The organism is Thalassotalea profundi (assembly GCF_014653195.1).
GTDB classification, from domain to species: domain Bacteria; phylum Pseudomonadota; class Gammaproteobacteria; order Enterobacterales; family Alteromonadaceae; genus Thalassotalea_B; species Thalassotalea_B profundi.
Window position 1 is genome coordinate 59,914 of the sequence record NZ_BNAH01000013.1, and the last position, 23,215, is coordinate 83,128.

Annotated in this window: 19 protein-coding genes; 14 read left to right on the forward strand and 5 right to left on the reverse strand. The window is 34.9% G+C overall.

The features are described 5' to 3' along the window. Nucleotides 1-98: 98 nt before the first annotated feature. Nucleotides 99-2,660: a phosphoenolpyruvate carboxylase gene (ppc, locus tag IE155_RS14885; protein WP_189379044.1), complete on the reverse strand. Its 2,562-nt coding sequence runs from the start codon at nt 2,658-2,660 to the stop codon at nt 99-101. A gap of 141 nt (nt 2,661-2,801) precedes the next feature. On the opposite strand from ppc, the gene IE155_RS14890 reads away from it, so the two are divergent. Beyond that, nucleotides 2,802-3,728, forward strand: a complete 927-nt coding sequence (locus tag IE155_RS14890) for a LysR substrate-binding domain-containing protein (RefSeq protein WP_189379045.1) — start codon at nt 2,802-2,804, stop codon at nt 3,726-3,728. On the opposite strand, the gene IE155_RS14895 is transcribed toward IE155_RS14890, so the two are convergent. Further along, on the reverse strand, nt 3,725-4,180 hold the full coding sequence (locus IE155_RS14895; protein WP_189379046.1) for a hypothetical protein: 456 nt from the start codon (nt 4,178-4,180) through the stop codon (nt 3,725-3,727). The genes IE155_RS14890 and IE155_RS14895 overlap by 4 nt on opposite strands. 205 nt (nt 4,181-4,385) lie before the next feature. Between IE155_RS14895 and IE155_RS14900 the strand changes: the two genes are divergently transcribed. Next, complete coding sequence (locus tag IE155_RS14900; protein WP_229817351.1) at nt 4,386-5,084, forward strand: PilZ domain-containing protein; 699 nt, start codon at nt 4,386-4,388, stop codon at nt 5,082-5,084. 3 nt (nt 5,085-5,087) lie between these two features. Here IE155_RS14900 and IE155_RS14905 read toward each other — a convergent pair whose 3' ends face one another. The 3 genes from IE155_RS14905 to IE155_RS14915 all read right to left on the reverse strand — a co-directional run bounded on the left by IE155_RS14905 (nt 5,088) and on the right by IE155_RS14915 (nt 6,874). Then, nucleotides 5,088-5,351 (reverse strand): late competence development ComFB family protein, encoded by a 264-nt coding sequence (locus IE155_RS14905; RefSeq protein ID WP_189379047.1) that lies wholly within the window; start codon nt 5,349-5,351, stop codon nt 5,088-5,090. A 130-nt stretch (nt 5,352-5,481) separates the two neighbouring features. Next, on the reverse strand, nt 5,482-6,090 hold the full coding sequence (gene priC, locus IE155_RS14910; protein WP_189379048.1) for a primosomal replication protein PriC: 609 nt from the start codon (nt 6,088-6,090) through the stop codon (nt 5,482-5,484). 4 nt (nt 6,091-6,094) lie between these two features. Further along, nucleotides 6,095-6,874, reverse strand: coding sequence for a TSUP family transporter (locus IE155_RS14915; protein WP_373295376.1), 780 nt, complete (start codon nt 6,872-6,874; stop codon nt 6,095-6,097). 747 nt (nt 6,875-7,621) lie between these two features. Here IE155_RS14915 and IE155_RS14920 point away from each other — a divergent pair. From IE155_RS14920 to dnaX, 12 genes are all read left to right on the forward strand, one after another. Continuing rightward, the gene (locus IE155_RS14920) at nt 7,622-10,489 is read left to right on the forward strand and encodes a TonB-dependent receptor domain-containing protein (RefSeq protein WP_189379050.1); all 2,868 of its coding nucleotides are present in this window, start codon (nt 7,622-7,624) and stop codon (nt 10,487-10,489) included. Nucleotides 10,490-10,657: 168 nt separating this feature from the next. After that, complete coding sequence (locus IE155_RS14925; protein ID WP_189379051.1) at nt 10,658-12,316, forward strand: tetratricopeptide repeat-containing sulfotransferase family protein; 1,659 nt, start codon at nt 10,658-10,660, stop codon at nt 12,314-12,316. Nucleotides 12,317-12,360: 44 nt separating this feature from the next. Continuing rightward, complete coding sequence (locus tag IE155_RS14930; protein WP_189379052.1) at nt 12,361-14,064, forward strand: tetratricopeptide repeat-containing sulfotransferase family protein; 1,704 nt, start codon at nt 12,361-12,363, stop codon at nt 14,062-14,064. Between the two features lie 571 nt (nt 14,065-14,635). Further along, nucleotides 14,636-15,415: a DUF3450 domain-containing protein gene (locus tag IE155_RS14935; RefSeq protein ID WP_189379053.1), complete on the forward strand. Its 780-nt coding sequence runs from the start codon at nt 14,636-14,638 to the stop codon at nt 15,413-15,415. Then, on the forward strand, nt 15,415-16,764 hold the full coding sequence (locus IE155_RS14940) for a MotA/TolQ/ExbB proton channel family protein (RefSeq protein WP_189379054.1): 1,350 nt from the start codon (nt 15,415-15,417) through the stop codon (nt 16,762-16,764). Before IE155_RS14935 ends, IE155_RS14940 begins: the two co-directional genes overlap by 1 nt. After that, nucleotides 16,764-17,288 carry a MotA/TolQ/ExbB proton channel family protein gene (locus tag IE155_RS14945; protein WP_189379055.1) on the forward strand — a complete coding sequence of 175 codons (525 nt, stop codon included), beginning with the start codon at nt 16,764-16,766 and terminating at the stop codon, nt 17,286-17,288. The genes IE155_RS14940 and IE155_RS14945 overlap by 1 nt, the downstream gene beginning before the upstream one ends. A 12-nt stretch (nt 17,289-17,300) precedes the next feature. After that, the gene (locus tag IE155_RS14950; RefSeq protein WP_189379056.1) at nt 17,301-17,702 is read left to right on the forward strand and encodes an ExbD/TolR family protein; all 402 of its coding nucleotides are present in this window, start codon (nt 17,301-17,303) and stop codon (nt 17,700-17,702) included. Nucleotides 17,703-17,707: 5 nt separating this feature from the next. Continuing rightward, nucleotides 17,708-18,319: an energy transducer TonB gene (locus tag IE155_RS14955; protein WP_189379057.1), complete on the forward strand. Its 612-nt coding sequence runs from the start codon at nt 17,708-17,710 to the stop codon at nt 18,317-18,319. A gap of 10 nt (nt 18,320-18,329) precedes the next feature. Then, a complete protein-coding gene (locus IE155_RS14960; protein WP_189379058.1) occupies nt 18,330-19,586 on the forward strand; it encodes a tetratricopeptide repeat protein in 1,257 nt (418 codons plus the stop codon). A 311-nt stretch (nt 19,587-19,897) separates the two neighbouring features. After that, nucleotides 19,898-20,281 (forward strand): response regulator, encoded by a 384-nt coding sequence (locus IE155_RS14965; RefSeq protein ID WP_189379059.1) that lies wholly within the window; start codon nt 19,898-19,900, stop codon nt 20,279-20,281. 56 nt (nt 20,282-20,337) lie between these two features. Then, nucleotides 20,338-20,883 (forward strand): adenine phosphoribosyltransferase, encoded by a 546-nt coding sequence (gene apt / locus IE155_RS14970; protein ID WP_189379060.1) that lies wholly within the window; start codon nt 20,338-20,340, stop codon nt 20,881-20,883. Nucleotides 20,884-20,902: 19 nt separating this feature from the next. Beyond that, on the forward strand, nt 20,903-23,176 hold the full coding sequence (gene dnaX / locus IE155_RS14975; RefSeq protein ID WP_189379061.1) for a DNA polymerase III subunit gamma/tau: 2,274 nt from the start codon (nt 20,903-20,905) through the stop codon (nt 23,174-23,176). Nucleotides 23,177-23,215 lie beyond the last annotated feature (39 nt).

Here is a 23,215-nt window from a genome sequence, read left to right on the forward strand (position 1 = left end):
AGGTATACCGAAGATACCTTATTTTAACAATCGACAATGTTAAATATGGGGGGAGCTAACATCCTTGTTAGCTGTTTACTTGTATTTACAGAACATAGCTATCCAGTATTACGCATACCTGTTGCGATACCTGTCATACTCACCATGAGTAATTGTTCACATAATGGGTGCTCAGGTTGCTTTCTTAAGCGTTTAAGCGCTTCAATTTGCAATAAATGTAGGGGCAATAAATACGGCTGGCGTAATTGAAACGAAGTTAAGTTCCATTGATCACTTTCTAATGATTCTGTTTGTTTTAATAGTTTAAGTATTGTGCCTTTATCGGCAGCTAGTTGTGCTCTTAAACCATCACCTAATGAATGTAACCTTGGTTCAACTAAGCTTTCATCATACATTTTAGAAATTTGACTGTCTGATTTTAAATAGACCATCTCAGTTAATGATATACGCGCTCTAAAATACGGCCAGTTATCCAACATATCTTCAATAGTACTACTTTGTTTATCTGCTATTTCTGAAATTGCCTGGCCAAAACCTAACCAGCTAGGAACAACTAAACGATTTTGACTCCACGCGAATATCCAAGGTATTGCACGAAGTGATTCAATGCCGCCGTCTGATTTACGCTTGCTAGGACGAGAACCTAATGGTAATGAAGAAAGTTCTTGTTCTGGCGTTGCTTGTCTGAAGTAGGTAACAAAGTCATTTTGTTTGCACACATAATCACGATAGATATCGCAACTGCGTGAAGCCATCTCGTCCATTAATTTACGCCAAGAGGGTTTCGGCGACGGTTGCGGTTTAACTAAGCTTGCTAATATTGCACTGGCATATAAATGTAAACTACGCACGGCTAAGTTAGGTAAACCAAATTTAAAGCGTATGGTTTCTCCTTGTTCTGTTACTCGTAAGCCACCTTCAAGGGTACCCGGAGGTTGCGAAGCTATAGCAGCATGAGCAGGACCGCCTCCTCTACCAATAGTGCCACCTCGACCATGAAATAATTTTAAGGTAATGTTATGGCATTTAGCTGCAGCAACTAACGCTTCTTGGGCTTGATATTGTGCCCATGCCGCGGCAAGTACACCGGCATCTTTAGCTGAATCACTATAGCCTATCATTACATGTTGATCACCTTTCGTGCGTTTTACGTAATTTTTATTGCTAAGTAATGCGTCAATTACTTGTGCTGCATTATTCAAGTCATCAAGTGTTTCAAAAAGCGGGGCAATAGGCATATCCCAAGTAATGCCAGTGGCCTTCATTAAAAGATTTACCGCTAGTACATCACTTTGGTGACTTGCCATTGAAATAACATAAATACCAAGAACTTCTTTGGGCTGCTCAGCAATAAATTTAAAGGTATCTAGTACTTCTTGTGTTTGAACTGACCAAGTAACGTTTGGTAATAAAGGGCGAGTATTATTAATTTCTTGCTGAAGAAATTTACAACGTTGTTGTTCATCCCAAGATAAATAGTCACCTAAATTAAGTGCCTCAACAATTTCAGCAATGGTTTGATCATGAAATTCACTATGCTGGCGTACATCTAATTTCACCAGTGAAATACCAAAACAATGCACTTTACGTATAACATCAAGTAATAATGAATTGGCGCTTTTCGTTAAACCTGCTGCAAGTAAGTTTTCCCGACAAATAAGTAAGGGAGATAATAGCTCTTCAGGGCTGGCAATAACGCCTTGAGTTTTATTTACTTTAAGAAGCGCGATACTTTTTTCTAGTTTAGCGATGGTTTGCTTGAGTAAGTGACGATAAGGACCAATATTTTGAGTATCTTCAATAATTAATGCCTCACTTGCTTTGTGCATAGAGAGTTCTAAATACAAATTTTGAAAATCAACTAAATATAATTCTGCAGCAAGTAAGCGTGCTTGAATAATCGCTTGTTTACTTAATTCTGCTGTAACAAAAGGGTTTCCATCACGATCTCCCGCCATCCAACTTGCCATGGTAATGGGTGTTGCATCTAATGGTAATGCTTGTTTGGAAATTTGTTGACATAGTTCGTCTAATTCACGAACAAATTTTGGTACAGCCGTCCATAAGCTATCACTAATTGCATTTAAGCCCCAACGAGATTCATCTAAAGGAGTAGGGCGTTGGCCTCTTATTTCATTAGTACTCCATGCTTGTTCAATTAATTCTTCAATGCGGGTATTTAATTGAGGACCAGTAGTGTCAAGCTGTTCAGCTATTTCATGGTATTTATGAATAAAAGTACGACGATTAACTTCAGTCGGATGAGCGGTTAACACTAATTCAATATGTAATTTATTAATCGCACTGAAAAAAACATCTGGGGTTACCTCGCCAAGTTCATCTTTTAATGACTCTAATGGATGAGGTAAATCTAGTTCAGCCAAACCTTGCTCACTAATGGTATGTTGTTGCTCTGCAACATTAGCAAGGTTTAAAAATTGACTAAAGGCTCGCGCATAAATTAGTAGCTTTTTTTCATCGCAAGATTCAAATATGGTTTTTAATTCTTCAATAGCATACGTTTCATTGGCGATACCATCTTTTGCTAATAAACGTACATGCTCAATATTGTCTAACCACGCCTGATCAGTGTCATTTGCAATAGCTTGCCCTAAAACAGCACCTAGTGAGCGTATATTCTGCGAAATGGTCTCTAACATCAACGTTTCCTATTTTAAATATTATTATTTAAGGGATAACTTTATACTAGAAGTTAAAGGTAATAGAGTCTAATATATAATAACTATTTCAATTATAGATAAAAGTCTATATAAAGTGTTTTGACAGTAAAATTGTATTTAATGAATATTAAACAACCGACTATTAGACAGCTTCAATTAGTTCAAGCGCTTGCTCGTTATCAGAGTTTGTCGGTGGTTGCTGAAAAACTCTTTATTTCTCAACCTTCTGTGTCTATACAATTGAAAAACCTAAGTGAGTTAATTGGCTTGCCTGTTTATCAAGCACATGGACGAAAACTCGAGTTAACTGATGCTGGTAAAGCAGTTTTACGTAGTGCCAATCAAATATTTCAAACTTTAGATAATTTAAAAACTGATATTGGTAATCTTCAAGGGGTGGTTACAGGTACATTGTCTATTTCTGTTGTAACCACAGCACAATACTTTTTACCGTTATTATTAGCCGCGTTTAATAAAAACCACCCGAATGTCGATGTGAAATTAGAGATTGGAAATCGAGAAATGGTGTATTCAAGATTGCGTGATAACAGTGATGACTTTTATTTATTTAGTCAAATTCCCGAGGGAATAGAAGTCATAGAAACGCCTTTTTTAACGAATGAGGTTGTTGTTGTTGCGCCTGAGAGGCATGAATTAGCTTTACAGTCAAAAATTAGTTTAGCTCGATTGAGTCATTATCCTTTTATTCTTCGGGAACAAGGATCTGGTACGAGAGAAACGGTTATTAGTTTATTCAACAAATATGGTTATGAATTGCGTGAAAAAATGACTATTGCTAGCAGTGAAGCTATTAAACAGGCCGTTTCCGCTGGACTTGGTTTGGCTATTTTAAGTCGACATAGTTTAGATTTTGGGCTTACTCCAGGGCTTAAAATATTAGAGGTAGAACACTTCCCAATCAAAAATAAATGGCGTTTAGTACAAAGAGCTTCTCAAAACCAAAGTTTACTGGCGAAGGCATTTCAACAATTTATGACAGAAAATGGGGGAGATATTTTAGCTAATGCAGTTAAAAATAAAACTTAAGCGCTAGCTTCAGCTTCTACTGTATCTAATTTCTTTCCGATTAAACTTATTAATGTGCCTTGTAAATTCATTAATTGGGCAGTTAATGCATCACGCTCTTTAGCTGCATCTTCAGTTTTATCATTATTAAGTTTGTTTAACTTTTCATTAATTTCAGTAATTTGTTCTTCAATTTGTTCTATCATGGCATCAAGTGACTCTGTTGAACTTTCTTCAACCTTTTGTGTGTCTACTTGTTTTTTTGCCGTAAAATTTTCTACTATTTTCTGACCAATCGAAACTTTTTCTTCTGCGAGTTTATCTCTTGCTGATGATGAAATAGTGACAGTAACAGCCGAGTCGTTACTTATATTTGTCTCTTGTAATACATTATTGGATTGCACTAGGGATTTGTCTTTAACGTTAAGATAAAGACGGTTTAGTGAGTTCGGAGATAAAGTAACGTTATCCATCTGTTTTAACTACTTTCTTCATATTTCATATTATTGTTATCGACTCATGTTGTAGGAACTTAAATTTCTTTTTAAAATAAGCAAAACCTTCTTTTATTATCAAATTAATATACAGTTATAGTACATTAGTATAATCACTCTTAAATAATATAGGTTAACCGTTGTTTAAGTTATTGATATTCGTTATATTCTAATAATGTAGAAGATGGACAGTAAATCGAGTATGACAGGATCCTTAAGAACTCAAATAGAAATTACCGATGTTTTTGAATTATTGCCGGGTAAAGTATTAGACGTTCAACTTAACCACCCCGTCCCTGTAAGGTTAAAAATACCATTAATTGGTTATGTAATGGGACAATATATTATTTTAAAGTACCCCCCAGTGGTAAAAGACACCGATTACGAAGATGTCTTAAAAGAGGGGAATGTTGCCATAGTTCGTTACTTGCTCGAAGGAGACCAAGGAAAGTGTTTTGCTTTTAGAGCGACTATTCGTAGTGTCACTAAACGGCCCGATAAATTCTTAATTTTAAATTACCCTGAACGTATTGAAAATAGACAACTACGTATGCATCAACGAGTTATGACGCATTTACCCGCAGCAATATCTATAACTGAGGTTGACGATACGACTAACCAAATTCAAGGGATGATTGTCGATATTTCATTAAAAGGTTGTGGCTTTACTTTTAAAGCCCCAAATGAAACTGTCGAAGTTAATAAAAGAGATGTTGTGGTATTAGTGAAGTATGCCAATGACGACCTGATTAAAATTCCAGCAAAAGTTTGTAACTCTCGAAACGATAAAGGGAAAGTAAGCGTTGGTATTCAGTTTTTTGATGGCGATAAACAAGTTGCGGCTTTACTTGAGAACTTATTTATCGACACCAGTAATATTTAATTATTAGCTGTTAATGGTTTTCATAAACTCTAAAGCTTTACTGACTGACACTTGTACTTTATTTTCCATTTCGAAGCGCTCAGATGCCGGCAGATAAAAAGCCATATCTACTTCGTGACGAATATAACGTGTAGGCAATTGGTTGAGTACTACGCAAGTTAAATCGGCGATAAAATCGCTATCATGCTTTTCTTCTAGTTTGAGAGCAGCAAAATGTTGAACAACTAATTTTTCATAATAATTATGGATATCATCAGATATTTTCATAAATGTTTCTCTACCACTTTTATACATAAATTTCATTTAAGAGTAATGCTAGATTAGTGAAAAAGCTAATGTTTTTATGAAAATTTTTGTTTATCGTTCTCTTATTGAATCTTGCACTTATTGTTGCACTCTAACGCTTTTCTTGCATTTCAATTTGACGTTCTATCTTTGAAATAGCTTGTCGGCAGCGGCCTAATCGTTGATGTACAATTAATACATCATTTGTTGCTTGTGCATGTTTAGTTGGTGATGCTACTTTTAAACATTCTTGTTTTTCAGCTAACATCACTAAAAGTCTGCGTTCAAACTCTATCGTTTCAGATAATTTACTATATAAGCTTTGAATGGGCTTGAATAATGATTGCGCTGCTTTTTTATAGTTACGCTGTTTATTAGCATTAAGCGTTATATTATCGGTTTTGTTAATACTGCTGTTTGCTTCAATTGTTGTTATAATTGAGGAGATTTGTTGTTCTATTAAAGTCAGCCTATGCTGAGATAATTCACTTTTATTCTCTTGAAGCAATCGTTGCAACTCATTACACTTTTTCTGTATTTCTTGTACATAAGGCACTAAAAACTCACTGTTAGTGATAAATAAGGTCTCAGCAAATAAGTGACTATCTTTACGTAATTTAAAAGCTTTATTTGATTTGTTCTTTTGATCGATTTGTTCAGCTTGAATTAATAGCCCTGCGAGTACTGTTTCTATCTTTCTAATAGCGTGTGAGGTTAACATCAGATTATTGTGTCCATGCTTGGTAAGCGAGGTTACATGACATGATTACTACAATAATAATAAAAAAGGGGCGTATGAAACGACTTCCAAACTTAATTGCACTATGAGCACCTACCCATGAGCCAGCCATAATAAACACCCCCATTGAAATGCCAAGTAATGCATTGACACTTCCTAAATAAATAAAGGTTAATAAGCTACAAAAATTACTGACAAAGTTACCTGATCTTGCTAAACCACAACTTAGTAAAATATTTATTTTATAAAGTGCGCTAGAGGACGCTGTCCAAAATGCACCTGTACCTGGTCCAGCAACACCATCATAAAGTCCTAAAACAAACCCTTGAATTGATTGTGTTATTTTTAACGTAGGGGTGGGATCAGGTAAACCTTCTTCATTACACACTACATTTTTTGCAATTAAGGTATATATAGCGGTAATAATGATAAGCACCGGTAGTGCTTTTTCTAGAAAGCTAACAGATAAAGAACTAACTATTAAAGTACCTATAATTGCGCCTAATGCTGTAAACAACATTGATAAGCGCCAAAACGTAGGATCAAATAGTTTTTTCTTATAAAAAGTAATTGAAGCCGTTAATGAACCGAAAGTCGCAGCAAGCTTATTAGTACCAAGAGCTATATGGGGAGGTAATCCTGAGGTAAGCAATGTGGGCACAGTTAACATACCGCCGCCGCCTGCTATGGCATCTATCAGTCCTGCCAGAAATCCGACACTACATAATGTGATCCATAAATTCAAATCCATTATCGGATCCATCAAAGTTACTCATCTATAAATGTTAAAATCGAGTTGAGTTTAGCATAATCTGCTTCAATATTATTGAGATAATTTAGTAATACTTTATGCAAATTCAAGGGAAGTCGATGTAGAAAGCAAGAGAATTAACTTTATTTTTATAACTGAATCAGACGTTATAAATTTAATTGCAGACATTTTGTTTACATTATTGCAACCTTTATATCACGTTGAGCTTTGTAAACTTGCATAATTAATGCGTAATAATTTGTTTTATTTAATAAGTTAAAAAAAATCAGTTGTTCTTTTTTTATACTTTTTGATAGTTTTTATTTTGTATTTAAAACATATTTCAAGCTTTTTGTGTTTTTTAATTTATTGTTTTTTAATGATTATTTTTTATTTTTAACACATTTCTTTACAGTGTTCTTTGTATGCATTGACTACTGTCTATTACTATAAAACCCTATCACACTGATTTATAAGGTTTATTTTATTTTGGTGTTTGGTTTTTATACTGTTTTTTTGGTTGTATCAAAAGGTGGGAAAAGTCATGGTTTGTTTTAACCTGTTGTTTTAAAAGTTGTTTTTTAATAAGATATTGGAATAGCATATGCTTTAAAGTTTAAATGTTACAAATAGTGTTGCCTTATGAAGTTGTAAGTATTAGTATTTTAGCGTTAATTTCTGCCGTTAGAGCGGAATAATATTAGGGCTTAGGCCTCATTTTAAACACTGTAAGTAACCACAGTAGTGGTTCAGGGAGAAAATATGTATAGCAATAATAAAATAGCTAAAGCTGTTCGTTTGGCCGTAATGTTCGGTGCTGGCGCAACAGCTGCAGTGAGTTCAACCTCATTTGCTGCTGAAGCTGAAGAAAGTGCAGAAAAAATTGAAAAAATCCAAGTTACAGGTTCTCGTATCAAACGTGCTGATATGGAAACTTCAAGCCCAATTCAAGTAACTAGCGCTGAAGAGATTAAAGTATCAGGTTTTACCCGTGTTGAAGATATGCTTAACACCTTACCTCAAATTGAAGCATCTTCTACTGTGTTTGAAGCTAACGGTGCAACAGGCCGTGGTGGTTTAGATTTACGTGGTTTAGGTCAACAAAGAACACTTGTTCTTATCAATGGCCGTCGTATGCAACCTGGTGGTGGTTCTTCAGGTGCTGCTGATGTAAACAGTATTCCAGCTGCTCTTGTACAACGAGTGGAAGTTATGACTGGTGGTGGTGCTTCAGTATATGGTGCTGATGCTGTTGCTGGTGTTGTTAACTTCATTATGAATGATGATTTTGAAGGTTTCAAATTAGATGTAAATGCTGGTGCATACCAACATAATAATAACAATGGTTATATCCAAGGTTTAATGGATGAAGCTGGTTTTGATTATCCATCAGGATCTTCAGGCCTTGACGGTGAAAACTTTGGTTTAGAATTAACTATTGGTGGCGACTTTGCTGATGGTAAAGGTCATGCGGTTGCTTATGCTACATGGAAGCGTAATAATGAATTGAAGTTTGCTGCACGTGATTATACCTCTTGTGCTTTAAATGCAACAGCTTCATCATGTGGTGGTTCTGGTAATGCGGTAAACCCTAACTTTTATATTTCAGCTCCTGATGCTGCTGGTGGTTTCGATTGGGGAAATTATGATTATGTTACATTAGATAGTAATAGTAACTTCATAGCTGATCCTGATAATGTTTATAACTACAACCCTGTAAACCATTTCATGCGTCCAGATGAAAAAATCGCAATTGGTTCATTTGTAGATTACGAAATTAATGATCACGCACGTCCATACATGGAATTCATGTATATGCGCGATCAAACTAAAGGTCAAATTGCAGAATCGGGTACATTCTTCAACGAAAACTACCTTATCGACTACGATAGCCCATTACTTACAGATGGCCAACGTGGCTATTTAACTGATACCTTTGGTTTAGGTTCGGGTGATCAATTTGCTACTTATATTGGTAAACGTAACGTTGAAGGTGGCGCACGTGCTAGTATTATTCAACATGATTCGTTCCGTATTGTTGTTGGTACAGAAGGTGAAATTAACGATACTTGGTCATATGATACAAGTATGCAATTTGGTTCTACTACGGTAGATAATGTTTACATTAATGACTTCTATGGTCCACGTATCACTGAAGCATTAAGTGCAAGCGGACAAGACTGTTCTGCTATAGCTGATTGTATTCCTTACGAAGTATTTACTTATCAAGGAATAACTCCAGAACAAGCTAAGCCATTAACTGGTACAGCTTCAATGGTAGAACTTTCTGATCAGTTTATTTTTAGTGCGTTTGTTACTGGTGAGTTTGACTTCTCTATGCCAGGTGCGGACACGCCAGTTGCTGCTGTATTTGGTACTGAGTACAGAAAAGAAGAATATGAGCGTATTGTTGATGAAGTTTATGACAAAGGCTTATTACTAGGTCAAGGTGGTCCAACTAAAGGTTTAATTGGTGGATACAGTGTTAAAGAATTATACACTGAGTTTAGTATTCCATTACTTGAAGGTAAAGAATTTGCTGAAATGCTTGTTGTTGAATTAGGTTACCGTTACTCTGATTATGACAGCATCGGTGGTCACTCAACTTATAAAGCTGCAGTGGATTGGACTCCAGTTGATGATTGGAAAGTTCGCGCAAGCTATAACCGTGCAGTTCGTGCGCCAAACATTGGTGAATTATATGCAAGCCAAGCGTTAGGTTTATGGTCTGGTGATGATCCATGTGCCGGTTCAGATCCAAGCTACAGTGCTTCACAATGTGCTAATACAGGTGTTACTGCTGCACAATATGGTAACGTTTTACCTAGTCCTGCAGGTCAATATAATGGATTCTTTGGTGGTAACCCTGACTTAGAACCTGAAATTGCTGATACTTATACTTTAGGTTTAGTTGGTCAAATTACTGATGAAATTGATTTCTCAATCGATTACTGGACAATTTCAATTGAAGAAGTAATTGGTACTGTTAGTGAAGATGTTACAATTTCACAATGTGCTGAAACTGGTAATGCGGCATTCTGTGATAACATTAACCGTAATGCTGGTGGTAGTCTTTGGACTGGTACACAAGGTTATATTGTTGCAACTAACCTTAACCTTGCAAGCCGTAAATGGGAAGGTGTAGATATTAGTGCTGCTTATAATACTGAAGTAGGTGGTCACCCACTTAGTGTTACTTCAATGAGCACTTATATGATGACTAAAGAGTATGAGCCTCTTCCAGGTACACCTGAAGCAATCTATGATTGTTCTGGTACTATCAGTGCTAAATGTTTCCCTCAACCAGAGTGGAGACATGTTGTTAATGTAAACTACGACATGGGTGATTTAGGCTTCAATGCTAAAATCCGTTACATGGGTGAAGTTGAAAATGGTGATTATCTAGGTGATGCAACTAAAGATGATTACATAGTTGGTAGTGCTATTAGTGCTCAAACTTACCTTGACCTTAGTGCTCGTTATACTATCAATGAAAATGTTACTACACGTTTAGGTATTAACAATATCTTTGATAAAGAACCAGCAATGACGGGTAATACAATGGCTCCTGGTGCATTTTATGACCAATTAGGCCGTTATATCCATGGTTCGGTTTCGTTTGCTTTCTAAATTAACTTAGCTGTAATTAAGCTATTTTTAGTTTAATTACGTAAAGTTTAATTAAGTTAGTAACATAAAATAACAAAAAGCGGTGAGCTGAAAAGTGAACCGCTTTTTTGTTAATTTTTAATACATGAGTATGCAGTGGTAAGTAATAACTACTTTGATTATTAAACTATGAAATCTGAATTAACAATCGAAAATGCGATACAACTCCTTAATACAAATCATTTGGATGAAGGGCAAAGCGTACTTCAAAAGATGTTATTGACAGCACCTGATAATTTACAAGTTCATCAACTACTAGTTAAGTTGGCTTTTTCAAAAAAAAATTTTCAGTTAGCTGAGAAACATCTGATTAAATTGTTAGCATTAAAGCCATTATCTGAAGTTTTCTTTAATATGTTATGTGATTTATATCAACATCAGCAACGTTGGAAAGAACTTGCAAGTTTGTATTTAGATTTATCACAAAAACAAACAGCTAATGCTACTGCCTTTTTTAACTGTGCTTATTATTTGAAACTTGCGGGGGATTTTGAACAAGCTATTACTTTTTATAATAAATCACTAGAAATTGGCATTGATGATGATTATGAAGTCTCTTTAAATCTAGCTACGATTTATAGTGAACACTTGTCATTACCTGATAAAGCCCTTGATATTCTGACCACAGCAATCAAAAAACATCCCAAGCAGGATTCTCTATTTTATAACTTAGCCAACTTATACGAGCAATTAGGTAATAAAAATAAAGCAATGCATTATTTTCAATTAGCTTACTCGATGAACGCTAATAACTACACTGCACTGGCTAGGCAAGCTGATATATTTACCATTGAAAGTGTTAATGAACCACTTATTGAACAAATGAAGTGTGCGTTTTCAAACGTTACGATAAGCCAATCAGATAAAATTAATATTGGCTATGCATTAGGAAAAGCTTTTGATGATTGTAAAGCATACGATCTCGCTTTTAATTATTATCAACAAGCTAATGAATTGGATACACAAACACTCCCTCCCTACAATAGCCAAAAAATGGAATGTTTAGTCGACAGTATAATTTCTATTTTTAACAAACAGTGGTTTGATGATTTAGATAAAAAAAATGCACTTAGTGCTTCTGCTTCGCCTGTTTTTATTTGTGGAATGTTTCGATCTGGTTCAACACTGTGTGAACAAATTCTCGCGGCTCATTCAGGTATTAGTATTGGAGGAGAGCAAGAATTTTTTCACCGTTTAGTAGCTAATAACTACCCTGAATTTCCTTTAAATGTAATGAAAGACACCCAAATAGGTCAAAAAAAAGAAAAATTATTATCAGAATATTTAAATGAAATAAATCGTTTTAAAAAAAGAGGCGAGCAATTAACAGACAAGCGACCAGATAATTTTTTATATTTAGGTGTAATTAAATTGCTTATGCCTAATGCTAAAGTTATTTGGACTAAACGTAATATGCTAGATAACTGTTTATCTGTTTATTTTTTGCGTTTAGGCGCTTCTATGTCGTATGCTACTGAGCTAAAAAATAGCATTCACTTTTATCAACAACAAGAACGCTTAATGGAGCATTGGCAGTCATTGTTTTCAGAAGATATTTTACCATTCAATTATGATCACTTAATTGCTTCACCTAAAGAAGAAACCGAACGCTTACTTTCATTTATAGGCTTGCCGTGGGAAGATAACTGCCTCAACTTTCATCGATATGAGAATCAAGTTAAAACAGCGAGTGTTTGGCAGGTAAGACAACCTTTATACAGTAGCTCTTCAGGAAGATGGAAGAATTATAAGAAGTTTATAAATACTGTATTGCCGTTAAATAATTAAGTCTCATTAAGCTCAAAATTAACTATTAACTCTTAAAAGTAACTATGAATAATACTATCAATACCTCATCGACACCGAATTTTTCGTTGCAAGAAAAACAACAATTGTTATTAGCTGAGCAAGCTTTTGGACAAAGAGACTTACAAAAAGCTGAATCTATTTATAGGTCATTAATAAAAGAAAACATCAGCTTACCAGAACCATATAGTCAATTAGCATTAATTTGTGCAATGACAAATCGAATCGATGAAGCTCGAAGTTTATGGAGCTATGTTTTAGAAATTCATCCTCAATTTATTGGTGCATTACTAGGTTTGGGTGATATTTGTAAGTTTGAAAAAAACTATACTAATGCGATTAATTATTATCAAAAAGTGACGTTGTTGAATAAAAAGCATGCATTGTCATTTTTAAATATTAGTTACTGTTTAAAGCAGTTAGGGAAGTTTAGCGAAAGTGAAACAGCTTGTAAAAAAGCGATAACAATATCCCCTAATTATAAACAAGCAAAAGAGTTTCTAGGTGAACTACTAGTCATTAAAGGTGATTTTGAACAAGCTAATAAAGTCCTTAATCAATTGATTTCTGAAGAGCCGAATAATGTTAAAGCACTTTATTCGCTAGGAAACTTACTTAAATCTAAAGGGGATTTTGATCAGGCTAAATCGTGCTATCAAAAGATATTCTTAATTAACCCTGAATATACACAAGCTCATTTTACCTATTCAACAATCCATAAATACTTGGATAAGAACGATCCTCATATTCAGTTAATGCTTACACAATATAGTAATAATAAAAATACTGAAGAAAATAAAATTCAGCTTTCTTTTGCATTAGCTAAAGCTTATGAAGATATTCAAGAATATAGTAAATCATTTCAATATTTAACAACAGGTAACCAGTTGCGTTTTGAACGATATAATTATGATATATCCTCAGATCAAACCTTTATTAAAAATATTATAGAAGTCTTCAACAAAGATGCTATAAATGCGTTAAGCATTAAAAGTAATAGTTCCAACACGCCAATTTTTATCGTTGGGATGCCTCGTTCAGGTACATCTTTAGTCGAGAAAATATTATCTACACATACTGAAGTGCATGGTGCCGGAGAGCTAGATTACTTTTTTCAGTTAGGAACATCAGCACTATTGTCTGAAAATTCAAATTATCTGTTTTCGCCATTAAATAATTATGCTAATGAGTTATTCCAACAAATGGGCAATTCTTATATTGAAAAATTAAATTTACTTAATCATAAAGCAAAATATGTTACAGATAAATTACCATTTAACATGTTGTTAATCGGCTTAATTAAAGTAGCACTGCCAAATGCCAAAATAATTCATTGTGTACGTGACCCTAAAGATAATTATTTATCTATATTCAAGAAAAATTTCACTACTGATAACTATAGATTTGCCTACAACCTAACTACATTAGGGCAGTTTCACCATTTATATTCAGAATTAATGGCTCATTGGCACTCTGTATTTCCTGATTCGATTTATGACATTGAGTATGAATCACTAATTAGCGATCCTGAAAATGAAATTAAAAAATTAATCAATATATGTAATTTAGATTGGCAGGAAGAGTGTTTGAAATTCCATAAATCAGAGGCAATAGTTACAACAGCTAGTGCTTTTCAAGTAAGACAACCTATATACAATAGCTCAATTGGTATATGGAAGAAGTATGAAACTTTTCTTACCCCGTTATTAAAAGAGTTAGATAGCATTTAACCAGCTATTTTGGGTTAAATATAATGGCATATGGATGATTAGCTTTATAACATTGTTAAGTTTATATCAATGATGCTTTATGTCATTATATATTCACTAAGCCAATGAGTAGTTTGATACGTTGATACAAATAGTTAAAAGAAAAGAAAAGAGAATACTTGAATATATATTCAAACTCTTAAAAGTAAATGTTAATTTACTTTGTATTTATCATTGTATAATAAATTATATTTGACTTAGTACGAAAGAATTAGTAAAACAGTACGTAGCATTTATTCATATCTTTAAAGAAGATTGTTTAATTATTAATTTGTCGTCTATATTTTACTCTTATATGTTTCTATAAGGTGGGTGTAGAAGAAAGACATAATGTAATCGGTTTGAATAATTATTTAAGCAGAAGTAAATAAACAATCTTTTTAACGGGTCTTAGTTGACAGCATGGCTGTCGTCTGGGAATATTGCATGGTTTTATTCTAGAGAAATAAAAACTTTTATAAATGGCAGATTATTAAATTTGCGTTAACAAAATTATTTGTTATCTAAATTCAATAGCAATTGGTTGGGAACTATGTCCAAATTAAGCAAAAAAAGCCTTATCGCTTCAACGATTATCGGCGCCTTAACATTATCAGTGAGCAACTTTGCTGCAGCTGATAAACTTTCAGATTTACAAAAAGAAGAAGCTCGTATTTTTAGTAATTCAGTAAAGTCACAAAATAAAATTAACAGTATTTATGAGCAAACTATCGATATGCTCGGTGAATATCGAAATACTGTTGATGAAGCTGAAGTATTAAAAGGCTATAACGATCACGTTCAACGTATGGTTGATGATCAAAAAGCAAATATTAAATCATTAGAAGAACAAATTGCTGGTATAGATAAAACTAAGCAAGGTGTTGTTCCATTAATGTATAAAATGATTGATACCTTAGAGAAATTTGTTGATCTAGATGTTCCAATGAATATAGATGCGCGTAAAGAGCGTATTCAAACATTACGTGATGTAATGGATGATTCAAACGTTGCAGTATCAGAGCAGTTCCGTTTAGTGCTAGAAGCCTATGAAATCGAATCTAACTACGGTACCGTTTTTGACGCTTACCAAGGTGAATTAGATTTAGGTGGCCAAGTACTAACTGCTGATTTCGTTCATATGGGACGAATTGCATTAATTGCGCAATCACTTGATATGAAAAATGCATGGGTGTGGAACAATAGCACACGTTCATGGGATGAATTAGGCGATGAATATTTAAAACCAGTGACCGATGCTATTCGTATGGCACGTAAACAATTGCCAATGGATTTAACTAAATTACCAGTATTTGCAGCAGGAGCAAAATAATGAAGAAAGCTATTAATTTTGTATTATTTGCAGCATCTATGTCTGTAGGTTTTTCTACAGTAGCTAACGCTAATGAATTAGATAAATTATTACAACAAGTTAAAAATGATCGTATTTCTCAAGCTAAGCTTGATAGTAAACGTGAAGCTGAATTCACATCTGCTCGTGCAGATAAGCAAGCCTTATTAAACAAAGCTAAAGCTGAATTAAAAGCTCAACAAGACCGAAATAAGCGTCTTACTAAAGAATATGCTGATAATGAAATCACTTTAGCTCAAAAATCAGTTGAATTAGACAATGCTCAAGGTACTTTAGGTGAAATGTTCGGTGTTAGCCGTGCAGCTGCAGCTAATGCTTATGGTCAAATCGCTACTTCAATTGTAAGTGCTGAGTTTCCTGGTCGTGGTGAAGTACTTAATCAAATTGCTAATGCTAAAGAAATTCCAAAGCTAGAGCAGTTAGAAGAACTTTGGATTGCATTACAAACTGAAATGACGCAATCAGGTCAAATCTCACAGTTTTCTGTAGAAGTAACCAACTTAGATGGTAGTAAATCTACAGAAACAGTTACACGTATTGGTACGTTTAACTTAGTGTCTGAAAATGGTTACTTAAACTACAATGATGAAGTAGGGCAAGTACAACCATTAGCAAAACAACCAGCTGGTTATATTTCTGCAACAGCATCAAGCTTTTTTGATGAAACTTCTGGTTATTCTCCTTTATATGTAGATCCATCGCGTGGTGCAATTTTAGCATTAGAAACACGTAAGAAAACATTAATGGAATTTTACCATGAAGGTGCTGAAGTCGGTTACGGTATTACAATTTTATTAGTAATCGGTATGTTAATTGCTCTTGAACGTATGGTAGTTTTAGGTGCTGTTAGCGCTAAAATGAAGTCTCAAGAGAAAAACCTTAATCAACCTAACGAGAATAACCCGCTAGGTCGTTTATTAAAAGTTTATCATGAAAATAAAGATGCTGACGCTGAAACGTTAGAGCTTAAACTTGATGAAGCTATTTTAAGAGAAACTCCAAAAGTTGATCGTGGCATTAACTTAATCAAAATGTTTGCCGCTATTGCTCCATTAATGGGTCTATTAGGTACGGTTATCGGTATGATCATGACCTTCCAAACAATTACATTATTTGGTACAGGTGACCCGAAAATTATGGCGGGTAACATCTCATTAGCGTTAGTTACAACGGCTTTAGGTTTAATAGCTGCATTACCATTAATTCTAGTACACAGCATTGTAGCTGGACGTAGTAAATCTGTACTTCATAAATTAGACGAGCAAAGCGCTGGTTTGATTGCTGCAATTGCAGAGAAGGAGTCTAACTAATGTTATTCCTGATAGAGCTTATAGAATCTGTCAGGAGTTTTGTTGCAACTGGCGGGAACGTATTGTACTTTGTCGCCATTGCACTCTTATTGATGTGGATATTGATGATAGAACGTTATTGGTTCTTATCGGCTAACTACCCAAAAATGCGTGATGATATTATCGGACGTTGGGAAGCTAGAGAAGACACAACGTCTTGGTATGCACATCGAATCAGAGATACATGGATCTCCCAAGCGACAGAATTACTCGAACGTAACATGATTACCATTAAAACCTTAGTGGCAATGTGTCCATTAATAGGGTTATTAGGTACAGTAACAGGTATGATATCTGTTTTTGAAACAATGGCTCAACAAGGTACAGGTAATCCGCGTCTAATGGCTGCTGGTATTTCAATGGCAACAATCCCAACAATGGCGGGCATGGTTGCTGCATTATCAGGTGTGTTTTTTAGTAGTCGTTTAGACGCAAAAGTTAAACTAGCCAAGGCTAAACTGATCGACAGTTTACCTCATCACTAGAGAGATATTGTAATGGCACGTAAACGTATTCGTGAAGAAGAAGAGGCTGCAATAGATATGACACCGATGCTCGATATCGTGTTTATCATGCTGATTTTCTTCATCGTAACGACCTCCTTTGTTAAAGAGGCTGGTATCGAAGTAAATAAACCAAAAGCGGCGAATCAAACAAAGCAAAAATCAGCTAATATTTTTATTGCTGTTAGAGATACTGGTGAAATTTGGTTAGATAAACGTCGAGTTGACATCGAACGTGTTGCGGCTAATATTGAAAAATTATTAGCAGAGCAACCGACTGAAGTTGTAATTGTCCAAGCTGACAAAGATGCCAAACATGGTATTGTTGTTAAAGTGATGGATGCAATTAAAGAAGCGGGCATAGACCGAATTTCTATCGCTGCAGCTAAGGGGTAAACTATATGGTTCGCTTTTTAGCATCAATATTATTAGGTATTGCAATAACATTTGGATTATTTTCTTTTATGGCTTTCCTTGTTTCTAGCGGAGATAGAAACAAAGAAGAAAAATTAGAAAATATTGTAGTAGAAGTTAATACAACTCCACCTAAATCAGCAGCTGAGCAGCGCCGTCGTGTGCCACCGCCGCCGCCGCCGCCGCCCAAAACTCCACCTAAGCCTCAAGCTCCAGAGCCTGAGACTAATACTAACACTGGTGGCGTTTCATTTAGCCTTCCAAATGTTAATTTAGGTGGTGCTTCAACAAGTATTTCAGCACCGGGCGCGTTTGGTCGCGATGGTGACGCAACTCCGATTGTTCGTATTGAGCCTAAGTACCCAATGCAAGCAGCTAGAGATGGTAAAGAGGGTTGGGTAAAACTTTCATTTACTATTGATGAAATTGGTGGTGTTACTGATGTTGAGGTAATCGACGCTGATCCAAAACGAGTTTTCGATAAAGAAGCAAGAAGAGCGCTTCGTAAATGGAAATATAAACCAAAAGTTGTTGACGGTAAGCCGCAAAGACAAACTGGTTTGACCGTACAGTTAGACTTTAAGATGAATCAGGATTAATGGAGGATATATGAAAAAGATACTAACGTCTTTTATGCTTTGTGCATCAATTGTAGCCATTCAACTTCCTTTATCTTTACAAGTTGAAGCTGCAGGTGTTGGAGCAGAAGAAAAACCTAAACGTAAAGTCTACCTTCCAGGACCTAGTGCTGGTAAGAAAGTCGCTAAAGCATTTGAAGCTTATTCAGCAGATGATGTTGATGGTGCTATAGCAATTTTAAACGAAATCGATGCCAGTAAAGACTATGATAAAGCATTTGTATCATTCTTTACGGGGCAAATGTATGCCATGAAAGGCGACTCAATTAAAGCAATAGAATATTTGAAAGCAGCTGTTGCTCCGGATATTCTAAATGAGGCTGATCATGGGAATTCGTTAAAGCTTTTAGGTGACTTGCAAATGCAAGAAAAAGCTTATAATGATGCAGTTAAAAATTATTATGCTTGGATGGACTTTACCGGTAAAGAAGATGGTGATGTTTGGACTAAAATAGCGAATGCTTATTATGCAGATAAAAAGCTTGATAAAATTATCATGCCTGCAGATAAAGCTATTGCTGCTTATGGTGACAAACAAAACCAAAATCCATATATTTTAAAAGTGACTTCATTTTATGAACGTAAAATGTTTAAGGATGCTGTTAAAGTATTAGAAACGGTTGTTCAACTTTTTCCTGATAAAAAAATGTTTTGGACACAATTGGGGCAATTTTATGCGCTAGTTGAAGATTATCCAAAAGCATTAGCGACCCTTGATTTAGCATATAAGCAAGGTTATTTAGAAAAAGAATCCGAACTTAAGTTATTAGCAAGCTTATATCAGCAAAGTGATATTCCTCATACTGCGGCTCTTTTATTAGAAAAGCATATTGGCTCAGGTGAAATCAAACGTGATGATAACAACCTAGCATCATTAGCAAACGCTTGGCATGCTTCTCAACATATTGATAAAGCGGCTAAGTATTTTGGTGAATTAGCCAAAATGACTAATGAAGGAAAGCATTACAGTAAACAAGGTAGTTTGTTAAAGCAAGATGAGCAATTTAAACCTGCGATTGTTGCTCTTAATAAAGCGATTGATCTTGGTGTAGATAATAAAGGTAGTGTTTACATGAGTATTGGTGAAGCACACTTTTATTTAGAAAACTACAAAGAAGCTTATAAAGCATTTCAACAAGCAGCTAAAGATCCTAAAACGAGAAAGTATGGTCGAGTATGGGTAAACCATACTAAGGACACCGCTCAACGTAAAGGTAAGTCTATTTAGTTTGCTTAAATAAAGATTAAAAAAACCAGCTTTATGCTGGTTTTTTTATATCTATTTTTTACTTGTTATAAATTTGATCTAGATCAACTAAGGCTACCTAAAAATCGGTTTTTAATGTAGAATATGCACCGTTAGATTATTGATTAGGAAGTTTTATTAATGTCGCATGATGATAATTTTAAAGACAGTACATCGTTTCGCCACTTGTTTACAGCGCTAACGGTATTCATTTGTATGCCCTTGTTACCAATGTTGATGGGGTGGTTGACTGTTTTAAACTAGTTTATTAATACAGGTATTAGATTAACAATATGCATATATTAGTCGTTGATGATAAAAAGAATATTCTGCAGTTAATAGAAAGTTTACTTGGTGAACTTAATATCACTGTTGAACTAGCTACTAATGGTCTTGATGGCTATGAAAAAGCAATGAAGGGAACTTTTGATTTGTATATTGTTGATCACCTTATGCCAATTATGGACGGACTTCAGTTAGTTAAAAGCTTAAAGTCTAGGCCAGCTACTGCAGATGTTCCCATTCTTTTTATGACGACACAAGAACTTAGTAGTGTTGAACAATTACCTGAGTTTTCCTTATTTACTGCTGTAATGCACAAGCCAATTGAGTCAAATGATTTTTATACATTGATAAATCAACTTTTACCTAAAAATAGTCTTCGTCAGTCACTATAATTCTTTGTCGTTTTCCATTATTCTGTAGCGCATGTAAAATTACTTTTTGTTATAAAATGACTGAAACACAATTATCTATACTAAAACAAGCCATTCACACGATACCTGATTACCCTAAACCTGGAATATTATTTAGAGATGTTACAGGTATACTCGATAATGGTGAAGCTTTTGCTTTAACCATTGAGCTACTTAAAGAAAAGTTCAAAGATAAAGGCTTTACAAAAATTGTTGGTACTGAAGCTCGTGGATTTTTATTTGGTGCACCATTAGCTTACGCTTTAAACATAGGCTTTGTTTTAGTAAGAAAGCCCGGTAAATTGCCACGACCTACTTTCGCACAAGACTATCAATTAGAATATGGAACAGATACTCTAGAAATTCATCAAGATGCATTAAGTGTAGATGATAAAGTTTTGATTGTTGATGATTTACTTGCAACAGGAGGTACTATCGAAGCAACGATAAAGCTTATTGATAAAATAGGAGCTAAAGCTACTGATGCGGCTTTTGTTATTTCTTTACCTGACTTAGGTGGTGAAGAGAAATTGGCTCAATGTAAACTAAATGTATTTTCCTTATTGCAGTATGCGGGTGATTAGGATTTAAGTTGGAATTTTAATGAGTTATCAAGTTTTAGCAAGAAAATGGCGACCTAAAAACTTTCAAGAATTAATGGGTCAAGAGCACGTTGTTACTGTACTGAGTAATGCTTTGTCACAACAACGTTTGCATCATGCTTATTTATTCACTGGCACCCGTGGTGTGGGTAAAACCACTATTGCTCGTATTTTTGCTAAAAGCTTGAACTGTTTAGAAGGAGTGAGTGCTACTCCTTGTGGAAAGTGTGATGTGTGTCAAGATATTGATTTAGGACGCTTTGTTGACTTATTGGAAATTGACGCTGCTTCTAGAACAAAAGTTGATGACACAAGGGAAATATTAGACAACGTGCAATATGCGCCAACAAGGGGGCGGTATAAGGTTTACTTAATTGATGAAGTGCATATGTTATCACGTAGTAGTTTTAATGCTTTGTTAAAGACCCTTGAGGAGCCTCCTGAACATGTTAAGTTTATATTAGCGACGACCGATCCACAAAAGCTTCCAATAACCGTTTTATCTCGTTGTTTACAGTTTCATCTGAAAGCATTAATGGTTGATCAAATTAATAGCCATTTAAATACTATATTAACGGCTGAAAACATTACTTTTGAGCCATCAGCTGTCTTATTATTAGCTAAGGCTGCCCGCGGAAGTATTCGTGATTCATTAAGTTTAACTGACCAAGCAATAGCCCAAGGGCAGGGACATATTACACTGGCAAATGTTCGTCAGATGTTAGGTGGTGTCGATGATAATTGGGTCTTTAAAATTCTAATTCAACTTATTAAGAATGATAGCCAGTCTTTAATGAGTTTATCGCAAGAAATTGCAACATATGCACCTAATTATAGTCGTTTACTTGCGGAATTAATTCAATTATTACATCAAATAGCTTTGTATCAAGTAGTTAAAACTCATTTTGATTTACCTGACGAGCAAGCTCAATTACTCATTAAATTTGCTGAAGCAATGTCACCTGATGATGTTCAACTATATTATCAAATTGCGTTAAATGGTCGAAAAGATCTACCGTATTGTGCTGACGAAAAAACTGCATTTGAGATGGTTTTATTGCGTTTATTAGCATTTAAACCGCAAATAGAAGTGGCAACAACAAGTACAAGTTCTCTAGCTTCTAATATAACTTCAGCTGTTAATTTTGAAGAAACATTATTACCTGAAACCTCTGTATCTCAACCTCAAGTAAAACCGTCTCAATTTACGGCATCAGATAGTCAAGAAAGTAAATTGGCGAGTGAAATGCTTGAAATTGAACAGACGGCTCAAGAACAAACTGTATCATTAACGGATGAATTCAAGGAAAATCATGGCATTGACCAGTTAGAAACTGTGAATGTGTTAGAAAAGGAACCAATAAGTAATTTTAATCGTTCAGCCCCCTGTCATGATGACAATACAGCTAATTATGCTGATGATGAACTAGCTATTTCTGATATGTTTTTGGATGTTGAGCAAAATCAAGCAGTTTCAATGCCTGAAACTAGACATAGTTCTGAAATGAAACTTGATGTGACGAATCCTGAAATTGATATAACGACTACAACAGAAGTATTTGAGCGTGAGCAGATAAATACAATGTCAGCAGTAAGTGGTCAAAGTGAGCATACTCCTGATATTAATGCCCACCAGCTTGATTCATCCTTAGATTTAAATACCGCTTCAGTCATAAAATCACCGATAGAATCGGCATTAGCAACAAGAAATATGCTTCGTAGCCGTAAAAAAGCATTGGAGAATGAAGGAAAAAAGTCTGATGGCGCGACTAAGCGTCAAAATACTACAATCCCAGTTAAAGAAAAGCCAACGAATGTACCTGATATTGATGCATTACCAGAGCAAGGCTTTACACCTGATGTGATTAATCCTGCAGAAATAAAATTTGCTAATCAGGTAGATAGATGGGCAAACATGATTGATACCATGGAACTTGGTGGTCGATTAAAGGTATTAGCGGGTAATTCTACAATTTGTGACTCTTCTACTGATGATACTTGGGTTTTTAAACTTAATCAGTCGGTTAAACATTTAAAAAGTGAAACAGCTCACAAGCAACTTGAAGAAAATTTGTCGGCATTGTTGAATCAAAAAATAACAATTGTACTTGATTTAGTTGAGGAAACTAAAGACGATCCTTTTCAGATCCAAAGTCAGATCAATGATAAGCGTTTAGAGTATGCAAAAGAGTTAATTCACAGCGATACCATGGTAAAAGCTATGGAAGATACGTTTCAGGCAACAATTTCACAAGAGTCTATAGCAGCACGTTAATTATTCCAATGAGGAATACTTGAAATTTCCAGTGATAAG

Coding starts and splice junctions, on each gene's coding strand:
- IE155_RS14920 (WP_189379050.1), top strand. CDS start 7,622: ATGTATAGCAATAATAAAATAGCTAAAGCTGTTCGTTTGGCCGTAATG.
- IE155_RS14925 (WP_189379051.1), top strand. CDS start 10,658: ATGAAATCTGAATTAACAATCGAAAATGCGATACAACTCCTTAATACA.
- priC (WP_189379048.1), bottom strand. CDS start 6,090: ATGTTAACCTCACACGCTATTAGAAAGATAGAAACAGTACTCGCAGGG.
- IE155_RS14935 (WP_189379053.1), top strand. CDS start 14,636: ATGTCCAAATTAAGCAAAAAAAGCCTTATCGCTTCAACGATTATCGGC.
- IE155_RS14895 (WP_189379046.1), bottom strand. CDS start 4,180: ATGGATAACGTTACTTTATCTCCGAACTCACTAAACCGTCTTTATCTT.
- IE155_RS14950 (WP_189379056.1), top strand. CDS start 17,301: ATGGCACGTAAACGTATTCGTGAAGAAGAAGAGGCTGCAATAGATATG.
- dnaX (WP_189379061.1), top strand. CDS start 20,903: ATGAGTTATCAAGTTTTAGCAAGAAAATGGCGACCTAAAAACTTTCAA.
- IE155_RS14965 (WP_189379059.1), top strand. CDS start 19,898: ATGCATATATTAGTCGTTGATGATAAAAAGAATATTCTGCAGTTAATA.
- IE155_RS14960 (WP_189379058.1), top strand. CDS start 18,330: ATGAAAAAGATACTAACGTCTTTTATGCTTTGTGCATCAATTGTAGCC.
- IE155_RS14945 (WP_189379055.1), top strand. CDS start 16,764: ATGTTATTCCTGATAGAGCTTATAGAATCTGTCAGGAGTTTTGTTGCA.
- IE155_RS14905 (WP_189379047.1), bottom strand. CDS start 5,351: ATGAAAATATCTGATGATATCCATAATTATTATGAAAAATTAGTTGTT.
- ppc (WP_189379044.1), bottom strand. CDS start 2,660: ATGTTAGAGACCATTTCGCAGAATATACGCTCACTAGGTGCTGTTTTA.
- IE155_RS14930 (WP_189379052.1), top strand. CDS start 12,361: ATGAATAATACTATCAATACCTCATCGACACCGAATTTTTCGTTGCAA.
- IE155_RS14955 (WP_189379057.1), top strand. CDS start 17,708: ATGGTTCGCTTTTTAGCATCAATATTATTAGGTATTGCAATAACATTT.
- IE155_RS14900 (WP_229817351.1), top strand. CDS start 4,386: ATGGACAGTAAATCGAGTATGACAGGATCCTTAAGAACTCAAATAGAA.
- IE155_RS14940 (WP_189379054.1), top strand. CDS start 15,415: ATGAAGAAAGCTATTAATTTTGTATTATTTGCAGCATCTATGTCTGTA.
- apt (WP_189379060.1), top strand. CDS start 20,338: ATGACTGAAACACAATTATCTATACTAAAACAAGCCATTCACACGATA.
- IE155_RS14890 (WP_189379045.1), top strand. CDS start 2,802: ATGAATATTAAACAACCGACTATTAGACAGCTTCAATTAGTTCAAGCG.